The organism is Streptomyces canus (assembly GCF_041435015.1).
In the GTDB taxonomy this organism is placed as follows: Bacteria; Actinomycetota; Actinomycetes; order Streptomycetales; family Streptomycetaceae; genus Streptomyces; species Streptomyces canus_G.
Map to the genome: position 1 here is coordinate 6,376,239 of NZ_CP107989.1, position 14,609 is coordinate 6,390,847.

Here is a 14,609-nt window from a genome sequence, read left to right on the forward strand (position 1 = left end):
AGCACCTGTGACACCGGGCGGGCCCGGAGGCCCGCCCGGTGTCAGGACGTCATGTGCCGCTGCGCTGCCCCGGCAGGCTCGCCCGGCCTCCGACGTACAGCTCGCGGCCGTTCTCGGAGGACGGGCCCACGGGCGCCGGGGTGCGGCGGGTCTGGATCGGAACCGGGCCGCTGTCCGGGTGCAGCTGCACCGCCGGACTGGGCGCGGGACCGGTCGGACCCACCGAGCCGTCGCTGTCCACCGGCTTGTCGCCCTGCGGACGGCGGGCCCGGTACGCGGCCCGGTAGGCGGCCGGGGACGAGCCCAGCTGCCGCCGGAAGTGCCCGCGCAGCGCCACCGGCGAGCGGAAGCCACAGCGGCCCGCGACCTCGTCCACCGAGTAGTCGGACGTCTCAAGGAGCCGCTGCGCCTGCAGCACCCGCTGCGTGATCAGCCACTGCAGCGGGGCCGAACCCGTCAGCGAGCGGAACCGGCGGTCGAACGTACGACGGCTCATGTACGCCCGCGCCGCCAGCGTCTCCACGTCGAACTGCTCGTGGAGGTGCTCCAGCGCCCAGGCGACGACCTCGGCCAGCGGGTCGGCGCCGATCTCCTCTGGTAAAGACCTGTCGAGGTAGCGCTCCTGACCGCCCGAGCGGCGCGGCGGGACCACCAGGCGGCGGGCCAGCGCGCCGGCCGCCTCATTGCCGTGGTCCGTCCGCACGATGTGGAGACAGAGGTCGATCCCGGCCGCGGTACCGGCCGAGGTCAGTACGTCGCCGTCGTCCACGAAGAGTTCTCGTGGATCGACGTGCACCGACGGGTAGCGCTTGGCCAGCGTCGGTGCGTACATCCAGTGTGTCGTCGCGGGGCGGCCGTCCAGCAGGCCCGCCGCGGCCAGAACGAACGCGCCGGTGCACAGCCCGACGATGCGGGCGCCCTCCTCGTGCGCCCGGCGCAGAGCCTCGAGCGCTTCCTCCGGCGGCGGTGAAGTGATCGAGCGCCAGGCCGGTACGACGACCGTGCCCGCGCGTGAGATCGCTTCCAGGCCATGCGGTGCGGTGAGTTCCAGGCCCCCTGTGGTCCGCAGTGGGCCTTCTTCGCCGCCGCACACCAAAAGGCGGTAGCGCGGTACGCCGGCGTCCTGGCGGTCAATCCCGAACACCGACAACGGTATGGAACTCTCGAAGATGGGGCCGCCGCTGAACAGCAGCACCGCGACGATCTCCTTGCGGCGTCGCCCGGAAAGCTTCCGGGCCGCGGCTTCCGGCGCGGCAGTGGAGTCGTGGCTCATACTGCTAAGCCCCCCTCGGTGGTCGCGGCTCCTCGGTTGTGTCGCTCCTGCACGTTTCCCCTCGGTCCTGCACGAGTCCCCCGCCGTAAGACGTCAAGATCGAATCTACTGTGTCCCGTGGTGTCGGCGAGACCAGTTCGTCATCCGGCACATTGTCGACATGGCAACTTGGCGTAAAGCATTCGATCACGAAGCGTTGCACTCGTGGGCCGTGCAGGGAAGTGCGCCTTGTGGCAGTGGCTAATCCACATAGGGTGCGCAGGGCCCCGGAGACCTTATCCGTGCAGGTGGAACGGGGGTTGAGGGGTGGTCGGACCAAGGGACACGCCCACTGCGGAAGTTGGCTGAAAAGAATCGTCCCGGTGCATGGAAACCGGTCAGCCGACCGGTGTATTTCCCCCGGTGTGACGGCCGCCTCGATGGGCCCCGGTGCCGCTCCTGTGACGACGGCCACGATGGGGTGCCCGTTCCTCCGCCCGCAGTTGGGCCGCGCCGCGCTCCGACTGGCGCAGGAGGATACGGCAGACGGCCGTGACGGCGGCGAGACCGAGGGCCGTGCCCGCCGCGCCGGCCAGCGAGGTGCCGTAGCAGACGAGAACCACCGGGACGAGGACGCAGCTGAAGGCCGCCCAGCGGACCACGTCCGTGCTGGAGTCCTCGGAGGGCGGTCGGTGTCCGGTCATCGCGTGCTCCCTGTGGCGTCTCCCTGCGGGGTGGCTCACGGAGGTCAACGCGCGTTCGACCGGTCGGTCACTGTATCGAGGGGCCGTCCGGTGGGTCCGGGGCAGGAGCGGCCGCGTGAACCCTGTGCAAACCGCCTGTACAGCGCAGCAACCATTGCGTTACGGGCGCCCCCTCGTGCATGCTCCCTGGAACCCCCACGGACCGAGGGCGGGCGCTGGGCTAAGGAGGCTTGCCGCCGTACCCTTGGGGGTATGGGGTTGGGAAGATGATTCCCGGACACAGCTCCGCCGCACCCTGTCATCCCTCCCACACAAGGATCACAACGCCGAGACAGCCATGGCCGGTCACGAATTCTTCGAACCAGCGGACCGCAAGCGGCCCGTCGCCGACCCCACGGCGGCCGAGCCCCAGGCGGCGGAAGAGCCACGCCACTCCTGCGACCCCGCCTTCAAGCATGGCGTCGTGGTCGGCTTCGACGGCTCCACATCCAGCGAGCGGGCCCTCGCGTACGCGATCGGCATGGCCCATCGCTCCGGCTCGGGCCTGATCATCGTGCACGTCGCCAACCGGCTGCCCACCACCGTGTGGGCCGGCTGTGAGCCACCGGTCTTCGTCGACGTGCCGGATCACCGCACCGAGGTGCTGGGCCTCGAGCTCGCCTGTGCCGACTACCTGGCCGAGGTGCCCTGGATCCTCGTCGAGCGCGGCGGAGACATCTGCCATGAGCTCGAGGAGGTCGGGCGGGAGTACGAGGCGGACGCGATCGTCGTCGGCTCCACCCATGGCATCGTGGGGCGCATCTTCGGCTCCGTCGCGGGGCGGCTCGCCAAGCGGGCGAAGCGGCCCGTCGTCGTCATTCCGTAACTCGCCTTCCTCCCAGGTGAGATGGGCAAATCTACTCGCGCGTAGAGGTGTTTGTGCCCTTGTGAAGGGCATATAGCGGTCACCGCACCGCTGCACACCGAAGCGTGCTGCCGACCGAGGCGTGACGGCCACCGGTCAGCCGCGCGGGGCCGGGAGTTGGGCGGCTTCCCGGCGATGAAACGGACCCCCCGTGAAGGGTGGCATCACGTGGGGTCCGTCCTTTTGTCCGGCGTCCGCGGGCGGCTACTCCACCGTTACCGACTTGGCGAGGTTCCTGGGCTTGTCGATGTCCCGGCCCAGCGCCAAGGCCGTGTGGTAGGCGAGGAGTTGGAGGGGGATGCCCATCAGGATGGGGTCCAGTTCGTCCTCGTTCTTCGGGACCACGATCGTCTCGTCGGCCTTCTCCTGGTGCTGGTGGGCGACCGCCAGGATCCTGCCGCTGCGGGCCTTGATCTCCTCCAGGGCCGCGCGGTTCTTCTCCAGGAGGTCGTCGTCGGGGACGATCGCCACCGTCGGGAGGGCCGGCTCGATCAGGGCCAGGGGGCCGTGCTTGAGCTCGGAGGCGGGGTAGGCCTCGGCGTGGATGTAGGAGACCTCCTTGAGCTTCAGGGAGGCCTCGCGGGCCACCGGATAGCCCCGCACCCGGCCGATGAAGAGCATCGAGCGGGCCTCGGCGTACTGCTCGGCCAGCTTCCTGATGTGCTCCTCCTGCTCCAGCATCTCGGTGATCTGCGCGGGGAGCTTGCGCAGGCCCTCGATGATCCGCTTGCCGTCGCGGACCGAGAGGTCACGGGTGCGGCCCAGGTGGAGGGCGAGCAGGGCGAAGGCCACGGTCGTGTTGGTGAAGCACTTCGTGGAGACCACGCAGACCTCCGGGCCCGCGTGCACGTAGATGCCGCCGTCCGCCTCCCGGGCGATCGCCGAACCGACCACGTTCACCACGCCCAGGACGCGCGCGCCCTTGCGCTTGAGCTCCTGGACGGCCGCGAGGACGTCGTAGGTCTCACCGGACTGCGAGACCGCGATGTAGAGGGTGTCCGGGTCCACGACCGCGTTGCGGTAACGGAACTCCGAGGCGGGCTCCGCGTCCGCGGGGATGCGGGCCAGCTCCTCGATCATCTGGGCGCCGATCATGCCCGCGTGGTACGAGGTGCCGCAGCCGAGGATCTTCACGCGGCGGATCTGACGGGCCTCGCGGGCGTCCAGGTTGAGGCCGCCCAGGTGCACGGTGGAGAAGCGGTCGTCGATGCGGCCGCGCAGGACGCGGTCCACGGCGTCGGCCTGCTCGTGGATCTCCTTGTGCATGTAGGTGTCGTGGCCGCCCATGTCGTAGGAGGCGGCCTCCCACTCGACGGTGGTGGGCTCGGCCGTCGTGCGGGTGCCCTCCGTCGTGTAGGTGCGGAAGTCGTCGGCCTTGAGGGTGGCCATCTCGCCGTCGTCCAGCGTCACTATCTGCCGCGTGTGGGCGACCAGTGCGGCGATGTCCGAGGCGACGAACATCTCCTTCTCGCCGATGCCGAGGACGACCGGGGAGCCGTTGCGGGCCACCACGATGCGGTCGCTGAAGTCGGCGTGCATCACGGCGATGCCGTAGGTGCCCTCGATCACCCGCAGGGTGTCGCGGACCTTGTCCTCCAGCTTCTCCGCCTGGGAGCGCGCGATGAGGTGGACGAGGACCTCGGTGTCGGTCTCGGAGAGGAACTCGACACCGTCCGCCTCCAGCTTGCGGCGCAGGTCGGAGGCGTTGTCGATGATGCCGTTGTGGACGACGGCGACCTTGCCCTCGGCGTCCAGGTGCGGGTGGGCGTTCACGTCGGACGGGGCGCCGTGGGTGGCCCAGCGGGTGTGGGCGATGCCGGTCGTGCCCTTGAAGCGGGCCGGGACCTTCGCCTCCAGGTCGCGCACCCGGCCCTTGGCCTTGACCATCTTCAGGCCGGCCGTCTTCGGCGAGGTGACGACTATGCCGGCCGAGTCGTAGCCGCGGTACTCCAGGCGCTGCAGACCCTCCAGGAGCAGCGGAGCGACATCACGCTTCCCGATGTAACCGACGATTCCGCACATGTGTATGTATTCCTAGCCGTAGACGATGCGCCGTAGCTGCCGGAGCGTGAGCTCGGGCGGTGCCACCGCTCGGTATGTCAGATCCGCCTCGATCCGTCCGAAGATCTCCGCGTTCACCAGGCCCTGTGCCTGGAGCTCGCGGTGGCGGCGACGGACGAACTCCACGGTCGTCTCGTCGAAGTAGGCGAGCACGTCCTGGATCACCCGCAGCGCCTCGCCCCGGCTCAGGGGCGTGGACCGCGTCAGATGATCAACCAGGTCGTCGTGCACCCGGTAGATCCTGGGGTACCGGGAGCCGTTTCGCAAGAATCCTGCCCGGTATCGGGCAAGTGGCTGTTGATGTTCTTATGAACGTCTGTTCGCAAGCTGTCCATCCTGCGTCTCACACCTCGTCGCTCGTGGCGACGAGTTTCAGACGTCATGGACATTCCTCGTATGGGCGTACCCGACCAGCTCGCCGAGCGCATGAGCATGGCCGAGCAGCACGAGTACCTGCGCGCCAGATTCTCCCGGCGCAACATGATCAGGGGCGGTGCCGTCACGCTGGGCGCCGTCGCGGGTGGCGCGTTCGTGCCGGGCGCCGTCGCCCAGGCCGCCACGCCGACCCGGACCTTCGCCAGTGCCGAGAGCGTCGACGGCGCACTCGTCGCCCCCTTCGGCCGTCACCTCGCCTACGGCAACGACGCGCGCACCGAGATGACCGTCTCGTGGCAGGTGCCGGTCGCGGTCAAGAAGCCGTTCATCCGGATCGGCGCCCGCCCCTGGGACCTCTCCCGCAAGATCGAGGCCGAGGTGCGCACCCTGTACACCCCGGCCGGCGTCGGCGCCAGCGGCGACCACACGCAGTACTACGTGCACGCCAAGCTGAGCCGGCTGCGCCCCGGCCAGACCTACTACTACGGTGTCGGCCACCAGGGCTTCGACCCGGCCGAGCCGCACCTGACCGGTACCCTGGGCACCTTCACCACCGCGCCCGCCCACAAGAAGCCGTTCACCTTCACGGCCTTCGGCGACCAGGGCGTCAGCTACCACGGCCTGGCCAACGACAGCCTGCTCCTCGGCCAGAACCCGGCCTTCCATCTGCACGCCGGCGACATCGCCTACGCCGACCCGGCCGGCCAGGGCAAGTCCACCGACACCGGCTTCGACTCGCGCACCTGGGACCAGTTCCTCGCCCAGACGGAGTCGGTCGCCAAGTCCGTGCCGTGGATGGTGAGTTACGGCAACCACGACATGGAGGCCTGGTACTCGCCGAACGGCTACGGCGGCGAGGAGGCCCGCTTCACGCTCCCCGACAACGGGCCGGACAAGGCGCACCTGCCGGGCGTGTACTCCTTCGTCTACGGCAACACGGCGATCATCTCGCTGGACCCGAACGACGTCTCCTTCGAGATCCCGGCCAACCTCGGCATCTCCGGCGGCACCCAGACCACGTGGTTCGAGGGGCAGCTGAAGAAGTACCGGGCCGCGAAGGACATCGACTTCATCATTGTGTTCTTCCACCACTGCGCGTACTGCACCTCCACCGCGCACGCCTCGGAGGGGGGCGTGCGCCAGGAGTGGGTGCCGCTGTTCGAGAAGTACACGGTGGACCTGGTCATCAACGGCCACAACCACCAGTACGAGCGCACCGACGTCATCAAGGGCGACAAGGTCGCCAAGAAGCTCCCGATCGGCGAGACGGCCTACTCCGAGACCGAGGGTGTCGTCTACGTGACGGCGGGCGCGGCGGGCCGCAGCCTGTACGCGTTCAGCGCGCCGGACTCGTACGAGGGCCACCTCAACGAGCAGGACTCGGTCGCCTCCTTCATCAACACCAAGGACGGCAAGGTCAACGAGACCGTCGCCTGGTCCCGGGTGCGCTACCTCAACTACTCCTTCCTGCGCGTGGACGTGGAACCCGCCTCCAAGGGCCACTACGCCAAGCTGAAGGTGTCGGGCATCGCCGAGACCGGCGACCGCATCGACCACTTCACGGTGGCGCGCAAGGCCAAGTAACCCGCCTCGGATCACATCCGTTTGAGGATCGCCTGCTTGGCCATCGTGAACTCCTCGTCCGTCAGGACACCCGTGCGGTGCAGCTCACCGAGCTCGCGCAGCCGGCGCAGGAGGGCATCGTGACCGTCCTCGGCGGAGCCGACCGGAGAAGAAGGCGTTTCCGGTCGTACGTCCCGTGTGGTGCGTACGTCGATGGCGGCGGCCCGGGCCGGGTGCGGAAGCCTGGCCTGGACCGCCGCCGCGACCAACGCCATCAGCGGGTCCTTCTTGAAGCCCCACAGCTCCACCGCGTTCGGGTCGTACTTCGGCGGGGCCTTCGTCGGAGCGTGCCGCACGGTGAAGCGCAGGTGGCCGTTCTCCAGGCCGGCCGCGGGCTGCCACTCCACGGCGACGACGTCGGTCAGGGCAAGAGTGCGGGGCCCCGCGGAGGCCTTGGCGTCCTCCGTCTTCCAGTTCCACTCCAGCCGGATGTGCTCGCCGTCGAAGGCGGCGGTGCCGTCACCCGCGGACACGGCGAGGGGGACGGCCGGGCCCGCGAGCAGATACCCGTCCACGGGGTCGGTGGGGACCTGGTCCAGGAGCAGCGCGCCCCGGACCTCGTCCACGAAGTACTCGGCCACGCCGTAGCGGTCCGACTCCACGGTCAGCTGGTAGGGGTCATGCGGCTCGGTCAGCCGGCCGCCGGTCGCGTGCAGCAGGGGATCGGCGCCGTCGCGCAGCCGCAGCCTCAACCGGCCTGTCTTCTTTCCCTGTTCGAAGGAGATGCCCGCCAACGCGCCGAGCGGGACGACGAGTTCACCCAGTTCTCTGCGCAGCAGCCCGACGTTCTTGTCTCTTCCCGGAGTCAGCCGCAGAGCGTCGCCGTCGAAGACCCATGTGCCGTCCTTCTGGAGGATTTCCGCCATGGGGAAATTCTGGCATTCGGGGCTCAGTTGCCCAGCGCCTTGTCCAGGTCGTCGTCGAGGGCGAAGCGGGTCGCCGCGCCGGAGGTCCCGGCCGGCAGCATGCGGATCTCGCCGTTCGTGATCCCCACGGCGATGGCGGGCTTGTCCTGGCAGACCAGGGTGAAGGTCTTGTCCTGGTGGGCCTTGAGGAGGAAGGCCTGGTCCTCGGGGTAGGGGGCCGCGTCTCCCTGCGCGTAGGCGCACGGCCGCAGTTGCATGGGGTCGCCCACCGCCCGGTCGCCCGCGATGTCCAGACAGAACGTCGACGCCACATGCTGCAGAGCGAAGGCCCCGTCCCCGATGTCGACGACCCGCCACTGCTGTGTCGTGCCTCCGTCGCAGGCGCCCGGCGCGGGGATGCTGTCCAGGGCCTCACCGGCGGCCGCTCCGACACAGGTCCCGGGCCCGGCCGCGCTCGTCAGCGCGACGGTCGCGAGCACGGTCCCCACTCCCTGCGAGACCGAGACCGAGGGCGAGGCCGCGGGGGACCGCGGGGGCCCCGCGGGCGGCGGACCGTAGGAACCGGCGCTCCGCTCGCTCTGCCCGACCCCGGACAGCAGATGCAGCGCTACGGCGGTGGCGGCGGCGGTCACCACGACGGCGATGGCGATGGCGAGCACCGGTCGGCGGGGGCCGGGGTCGGCGGAGCGGGGTTCGGTCGGGGTGGGGGGTGCCGGGGGAGGGGCGCCGAGGGCGAGGGGGGCTGAGGGTGCGTTCGGTGCGCCGGTGGCGCTCGGCGTGTCGGAGGTGAGGAGCTTCGCGGCGGCGTCCGGGGCCGCGGGCCGCACCGCGCGGTAGGCCGGGCCGCCCCACACCAGGAGCCGGTCGACGAGCAGGGGCCGTAGCTCCTGCGTACCCCCCGAGGTGAGCGTGCGCAGCAACGTGATGTCGTGGGCGCAGAACTCGCAGGTCTCCAGGTGCTGTTCGAGATCCGCGGGGGTCTCGCGATGCGTGCCGCGGGCGATCGCGCCGAGCATGCCGCCGTAGTGGACGCAGCGGGCGTCGGCCGTGTGCTCGGCACGCAGCCGCAGGAAGGTGTCGGCGAGACGGGAGCGGGCCGACTCCGCCATCGACTCGGCGAATTCCTGCGAGGTGTTCAGCACCCGCGCGGCGAACGCCGGTTCACCCTCCGCCAGGCACAGCCACAGCGCGGCCCGTGACTGGTCGGCCAGCTCCCCGAACGCCCGCAGCAGCGGCGCGTCGTGCTCCACGAGCCGCAGCGTGTCCGTCGTACCGAAGGTCTCGCCCGCACGCTGGGCCCACTCCCGGAAGTCGCGGCGAAGCAGTCTTGAGCGGCTGTCCCGCAGCCACCCGAAGGCCGTGCGCCGTACGTCCGCCAGGAGCGCCGGACGCGCGGCGGGCCCTTGCTGTCCCGTCAGCACCTCCCCGGCGAGCTCCGCCGCCGTGGCGGGCCTGCCGCAGAACGCGCCCGCGTAGGCGTGGACGGCCGCGACGTCCTCCGCCGGTAACCCAATCGCCGGGTCGTGCAGGACCTGCTGCGGCGTGTGCTCGGACGTCATCGTCTCGTCCCCCCAAGGAACGCGGTCACGGCAAGATGCGGACCGTAGTGGCACTCACTATGACGATGCTGTGCACCCCGTGTGCTCAAGAGACGCAAGAAGAGCCAGAAACAGACGGGGCCGTTCTACAGGCCCGCGATGGGGTTGTTCAGCGTGCCGACCAGCTGGAGCGCGCCCGAGGGGTCCGCCAGGTCCACCATCTGCTTGTTGTTGCGCAGCTGGAGGCGGTTGAGGCAGGACAGGGCGAACTCGGGCGCGAACATGTCGTACTGCCGGAACTTGTCGGCCAGTTCGGGCACCGAGTGCTGGTAGTCGCGGGTGACCTCGGCGACCGTGCGCCAGAAGTCCTCCTCCTCCAGGGTTCCCTCGGCGGCGAGGTTCGCGGCGAGGAAGCGGAAGAAGCAGTCGAAGACGTCCGTGAAGATCGACAGCAGCTTCTTGTCGTCGGGGACCTCGACGCGCAGCCGCTCGACCGTCGGCGGCAGCACCGCCTCAGCGTCCATGACGGCGATCTCCTCGGCGATGTCCTTGTAGATCGCCCGCTCGACCACGCCGTCCTTCACGACCAGGACGACGTTCTCGCCGTGCGGCATGAACACCAGGTCGTAGGCGTAGAAGCTGTGCAGGAGCGGGGTGTAGTAGGCGCGGAGGTAGCGGCGCAGCCAGTCGGTCGGGGTGAGTCCCGACCGCTCGATGAGGGCGCCCGCGAAGGACCGGCCCTCGTGGTCGACGTGGACCAGCGAGGCCATGGTGGCCAGCGACTCGCCGTCCTGGAGCGACGGGACCGGGCTCTCGCGCCACAGTGCGGCGAGCATCTTGCGGTACGGCGAGTAGCGGTCGGTGGCGGCCTCGTACTCCAGGTGCCGGTAGCCCACGGCCGCGCGCTCGCGGATGATCGTGAGGCCCGTCGCCTTCAGCACCGGATCGCCCTCGATCAGCCCGGCGAGCCAGTCGTTGATGGCCGGGGTCGCCTCCATGTACGCGGCCGAAAGTCCGCGCATGAAGCCCATGTTGAGGACGGACAGGGCCGTCTTCACGTAGTGCTTCTCCGGGTTCGACCGGTTGAAGAAGGTCCGGATGGACTGCTGGGCCAGGTACTCGTCGTCGCCCTCGCCCAGGCAGACCAGCAGCCCGCGGGCGACCTCGGCGGCGAAGGTGACGGCGAGCTTGTTCCACCACTGCCAGGGGTGGACCGGTATGAGGAGGTAGTCGGCGGGGTCGAGGTCCTTGTCGCGCAGGACGCCGTAGAAGCGCTCGACGGTCTCCTCGCCCAGCTCCTGGCGTACGAAGGACTCGTACTCGATGCCGACCCCGGCCGTGAACGCGGCGCGCGAGCGGTGCGCGGCCAGCCAGACCAGGCGGACCGGGCTCGCGGTCTCGGGGGCGTACGAGAGGTACTCGTGGATGCCGAAGCCGAGCCGGCCGTTGTTGGCGACGAAGCAGGGGTGGCCCTCGGTCATCCCGGTCTCGATGTCCTGGAAGGAGCTCTGCGCGAGTTCGGCGACCGGGACCTGGGGCTTGGTGAGCTTGTAGCAGGTGCCCGAGAGGGTGGAGGAGATCTCCTCCAGGTAGACCGGCAGGATCTCGTCGCTCAGGCCCAGGGTCTGCTTCAGTTCGATGAAGAAGTCCAGGGCGGCGAGGGGGAGTTCGGTGCCGTCGCGGTGGCGGGTGATCGAGTCGGCGTCGATCTGCCAGTGGTCCAGGGCGCGGCGGACGGCGGTGAAGTCGTAGCGGGTGTTGCCGTCGTCGCTGCGGACGACGTACTGGTCCTTGTCGGTCTCCTCGGGCTCGATCAGCCGCTCGTGCGCGAACTCGGCGATGCCCTTGCGGACCAGCAGGCGGTTGGCGGTCTCCCAGCGCTCGGGGGACAGGTGGGCCACGGCGTCGGCGAGGCTCATGCGGTCACCCCCGTGGCGGCCACGCTGTGTTGAATTTTGAAGAAGCGTTCCCGTGTGCAGAAGCTCAACAGGGCCATTTTCTCCGGCTTCTGTATCTCTCGCTCGGGCACGAACCCGACGGCCTCGTTCAGGGCGTGGACCGCCTTGTTGGCGACGTCCGGCTCCACGACGACCCGCTCGACGGCCGGGTCCTCGAAGAGATGGGCCATCACGGCGGTGATGACGGACCGGGTGAACCCGTGGACGGGCGCGCTGGTCGCCGGGGTCAGGAAGTGCATGCCGACGTCGCCGGGCCGGGGCTCGTACAGCCCGACGAGCTCGCGGTGGGCGGGGTCGTACTTCTCCATCAGGAAGGCGGGTTCGCCGTCCTCGCGGAGCCCCAGCAGTGCGTGGTGGTGCTCGTCGGCCGCGATGTCCATGTACGCGCGCTCGACGTCCTCGAGCTTCGCGTCCCGCATCATCCAGAACGCTGCCTTGGGGTGGGTGACCCAGCCGTGCAGGAGCTCGGCGTCCTTCACGGGGTCGAGGGCGCGGAAGGTGAAGGTCATACGGCGAACTCCTGGAACGCGATCGTCTTCTCGACCGGGTAGTACTCGGTGCCGAGCAGCTCTCGGACGATGTAGCTGTTGCGGTAGGCACCCATGCCCAGGTCGGGGCTGGTGATGCTGTGGGTGTGGACGCCGGCGTTCTGGAGGAAGACGCCTCTGCCCGTCACGTCGATCGCGTAGTTGCGGGAGACGTCGAAGTTGCCCTGGGAGTCGTACACCAGGCGGTCCTTGACCGGCGCCAGGAACTCCGGCTCGGCGTACTTGTAGCCGGTCGCGAGGACCAGACCCTGCGACTCGATCTCGAAGTCCTTCTCCTGCTCCTCCTGGCGGAAGGCGAGCGTGTACGTGCCGTTCTCGTGGCGCGCGCTGTTCAGCGAGGAGTTGGTGAGCAGGCGGGTGGGGACCGGGCCGCCGAGGTTCTTCTGGTAGAGCAGGTCGAAGATCTCGTTGATCAGGTCGCCGTCGATGCCCTTGAACAGGCCCTTCTGCTCGGCGGTGAGCCGGTAGCGGGTGGCCTCGGGGAGCTCGCGGTAGTAGTCGATGTACTCCGGGGAGGTCATCTCCAGGGTGAGCTTGGTGTATTCGAGGGGGAAGAAGCGGGGGGAGCGGGTGACCCAGTTCAGCCGGTAGCCGTGGACGTCGATCTCGCCGAGGAGGTCGTGGTAGATCTCCGCGGCGGACTGACCCGAGCCGACGACGGTGATCGACTCCTTCTTCACCAGCTCCGAACGGTGCTGCACATAGCGGGAGTTGTGGATGAAGTCGCCGTCGAGTCCCTGGCAGGCCTCCGGGATGTACGGCGGGGTGCCGGTGCCGAGGACCAGGTGGCGGGCGCGGAACTCTTCACCGGCCGCGGTCTTCACGACGTAGAGGTCGTCCTCGTACGTCACCTCGGTGACCGTCGTGCCGAAGCGGACGTTGCTCAGTTTGTTCGCGGCCCAGCGGCAGTAGTCGTCGTACTCCACCCGCAGGGGATAGAAGTTCTCGCGGATGTAGAACGAGTACAGCCGGCCCTTCTCCTTCAGGTAGTTGAGGAAGGAGTACGGCGAGGTCGGATCCGCGAGGGTGACCAGGTCCGACATGAACGGGGTCTGGAGGTGGGCGCCGTCCAGGAACATGCCGGCGTGCCACTCGAAGTCGGGCTTCGAGTCCAGGAAGATCCCGTCGAGTTCGTCGATGGGCTCGGTGAGGCAGGCCAGGCCGAGGTTGAAGGGGCCCAGCCCGATACCCACGAAGTCATAGGTCGCGGGCGGGTTTTCAGGACGCGCGGTCAAGGGACTCTCCCAGGTACTGCTCGGCGTGGCCGGCGATCAGGTCGAGGACGACGGACATGTCCTCGACCGTCGTCTCGGGGTTGAGCAGGGTGAACTTCAGGTAGTGGCGGCCGCTCACCTTGGTGCCCGCGACCACCGCGTCGCCGGAGGCGAACAGGGCCTTGCGGGCGTACAGGTTGGCGCGGTCGATCTCGGCCGGGTCGGTGACGGAGGCCGGGATGCAGCGGAAGACGAGCGTGGAGAGCGAGGGCTCGACCACGACGTCGAAGCGGGGGTCGGCGGCGAGCAGTTTCCAGCCCTCGACGGCCAGGTCGCAGACCTCGTCGAAGAGCTGCCCGATGCCGTCGGCGCCCATCACGCGCAGGGTCATCCACAGCTTGAGCGCGTCGAAGCGGCGGGTGGTCTGGAGGGACTTGTCCACCTGGTTAGGGATACGTTCCTGCACCATGCGGCGCGGGTTGAGGTACTCCGCGTGGTAGGTGGCGTGTCGCAGGGTCGAGGAGTCCCGTACCAGCACGGCGGACGAACTCACCGGCTGGAAGAAGGACTTGTGGTAGTCCACGGTGACCGAGTCGGCGCGCTCGATGCCGTCGATGCGGTCCCGGTACTTGACGGAGGCGAGCAGCCCGCAGCCGTAGGCCGCGTCCACATGCATCCAGGCGCCGTACTGCTCGCAGAGCTCGGCGATCTCGGGCAGCGGGTCGATGGAACCGAAGTCGGTGGTGCCCGCGGTGGCGACGACGGCCATCGGGACCAGGCCGTCGCGGCGGCAGCGCTCCAGCTCATGGGCGAGGGCGACGGTCTGCATGCGCTTGTCGTGGTCGACGGGGACGGAGACCACGGAGTCCTGGCCGAGCCCGAGGAGCTTGGCCGACTTCTTCACGCTGAAGTGGCTGACCTCGGAGGCGAAGACGCGCAGTGTGGCCGTCGTGTTCGCCTTGGCCTCCTCGCGGGCGAGCAGCAGCGCCTGCAGGTTGGACTGCGTCCCGCCCGAGGTGAACACACCGTCCGCGTTGTCCCCGAGACCGATGCGCGCGGTCGTCCAGTCGATCAGCTTGCGCTCGATGAGGGTGCCGCCGGCCGACTGGTCCCAGGTGTCCAGGGAGGAGTTGACGGCCGAGAGGATGGCCTCGCCGAGGACGGCCGGGATGACGACCGGGCAGTTGAGGTGGGCGAGGTAGCGGGGATGGTGAAAGTAGACCGCGTCCCGGAGATATACCTCCTCCAGCTCGTCGAGCACCGCTGCCGTGTCCAGCAGGGGCTTGTCGAGGTCGATCGCGTCGATGCGGGGAGTGAGGGCGTCGACGGTGACTCCGGTGAACGGCCTTGTGGTGGTGGCGAGTTTGGCCGCCACCCGCTCGATTCCTTCGGTCACGGAGCGGCGGTAGCTCTCCGCGGTCGTGTCATTGAGCAGGTGCGAGCGCATGTGGGGGCCCTCCGGTGGGGAAATCCGTGCGGGACGGGGCAGGAGCGGGGCGGGGCCCGACTCAACTTAGGTAAGCCTAACCTAATTAACGTGCGCGAAAACCTGCCTCACCAGTGACT

Annotated in this window: 12 protein-coding genes; 2 read left to right on the top strand and 10 right to left on the bottom strand. The window is 69.1% G+C overall.

All coding sequences use genetic code 11. The features are described 5' to 3' along the window. Positions 1-49: 49 nt before the first annotated feature. Together OG841_RS29265 and OG841_RS29270 are read right to left on the bottom strand one after the other, a co-directional pair. Positions 50-1,273 carry a helix-turn-helix domain-containing protein gene (locus tag OG841_RS29265; protein WP_371567122.1) on the bottom strand — a complete coding sequence of 408 codons (1,224 nt, stop codon included), beginning with the start codon at positions 1,271-1,273 and terminating at the stop codon, positions 50-52. A 377-nt stretch (positions 1,274-1,650) separates the two neighbouring features. Next, complete coding sequence (locus OG841_RS29270) at positions 1,651-1,956, bottom strand: hypothetical protein (RefSeq protein ID WP_328638799.1); 306 nt, start codon at positions 1,954-1,956, stop codon at positions 1,651-1,653. A 337-nt stretch (positions 1,957-2,293) separates the two neighbouring features. Here OG841_RS29270 and OG841_RS29275 point away from each other — a divergent pair, with 337 nt between their 5' ends. Then, positions 2,294-2,821, top strand: coding sequence for a universal stress protein (locus tag OG841_RS29275; RefSeq protein WP_059191971.1), 528 nt, complete (start codon positions 2,294-2,296; stop codon positions 2,819-2,821). Positions 2,822-3,064: 243 nt separating this feature from the next. On the opposite strand, the gene glmS is transcribed toward OG841_RS29275, so the two are convergent. Both glmS and OG841_RS29285 read right to left on the bottom strand, forming a co-directional pair. Then, positions 3,065-4,882, bottom strand: a complete 1,818-nt coding sequence (glmS, locus tag OG841_RS29280; protein ID WP_266564340.1) for a glutamine--fructose-6-phosphate transaminase (isomerizing) — start codon at positions 4,880-4,882, stop codon at positions 3,065-3,067. 12 nt (positions 4,883-4,894) lie between these two features. After that, positions 4,895-5,152, bottom strand: a complete 258-nt coding sequence (locus tag OG841_RS29285) for a hypothetical protein (protein WP_328638798.1) — start codon at positions 5,150-5,152, stop codon at positions 4,895-4,897. 165 nt (positions 5,153-5,317) lie between these two features. Between OG841_RS29285 and OG841_RS29290 the strand changes: the two genes are divergently transcribed. After that, positions 5,318-6,880: a purple acid phosphatase family protein gene (locus OG841_RS29290; protein ID WP_371567125.1), complete on the top strand. Its 1,563-nt coding sequence runs from the start codon at positions 5,318-5,320 to the stop codon at positions 6,878-6,880. Positions 6,881-6,891: 11 nt separating this feature from the next. On the opposite strand, the gene OG841_RS29295 is transcribed toward OG841_RS29290, so the two are convergent. The 6 genes from OG841_RS29295 to desA all read right to left on the bottom strand — a co-directional run bounded on the left by OG841_RS29295 (position 6,892) and on the right by desA (position 14,490). After that, entirely contained in the window at positions 6,892-7,785 is an 894-nt protein-coding gene (locus tag OG841_RS29295) for a DUF4429 domain-containing protein (RefSeq protein ID WP_328638796.1), read from the bottom strand. Between the two features lie 23 nt (positions 7,786-7,808). Beyond that, positions 7,809-9,344: an RICIN domain-containing protein gene (locus OG841_RS29300; protein WP_371567127.1), complete on the bottom strand. Its 1,536-nt coding sequence runs from the start codon at positions 9,342-9,344 to the stop codon at positions 7,809-7,811. Between the two features lie 125 nt (positions 9,345-9,469). Further along, positions 9,470-11,242, bottom strand: coding sequence for an IucA/IucC family protein (locus OG841_RS29305; RefSeq protein ID WP_371567129.1), 1,773 nt, complete (start codon positions 11,240-11,242; stop codon positions 9,470-9,472). After that, entirely contained in the window at positions 11,239-11,790 is a 552-nt protein-coding gene (locus OG841_RS29310; RefSeq protein ID WP_371567131.1) for a GNAT family N-acetyltransferase, read from the bottom strand. Before OG841_RS29310 ends, OG841_RS29305 begins: the two co-directional genes overlap by 4 nt. Then, positions 11,787-13,064, bottom strand: a complete 1,278-nt coding sequence (locus OG841_RS29315; RefSeq protein ID WP_371567133.1) for a lysine N(6)-hydroxylase/L-ornithine N(5)-oxygenase family protein — start codon at positions 13,062-13,064, stop codon at positions 11,787-11,789. The genes OG841_RS29310 and OG841_RS29315 overlap by 4 nt, the downstream gene beginning before the upstream one ends. Continuing rightward, positions 13,048-14,490 carry a lysine decarboxylase DesA gene (desA, locus tag OG841_RS29320; protein WP_328638791.1) on the bottom strand — a complete coding sequence of 481 codons (1,443 nt, stop codon included), beginning with the start codon at positions 14,488-14,490 and terminating at the stop codon, positions 13,048-13,050. Before desA ends, OG841_RS29315 begins: the two co-directional genes overlap by 17 nt. Between the last annotated feature and the right edge of the window lie 119 nt (positions 14,491-14,609).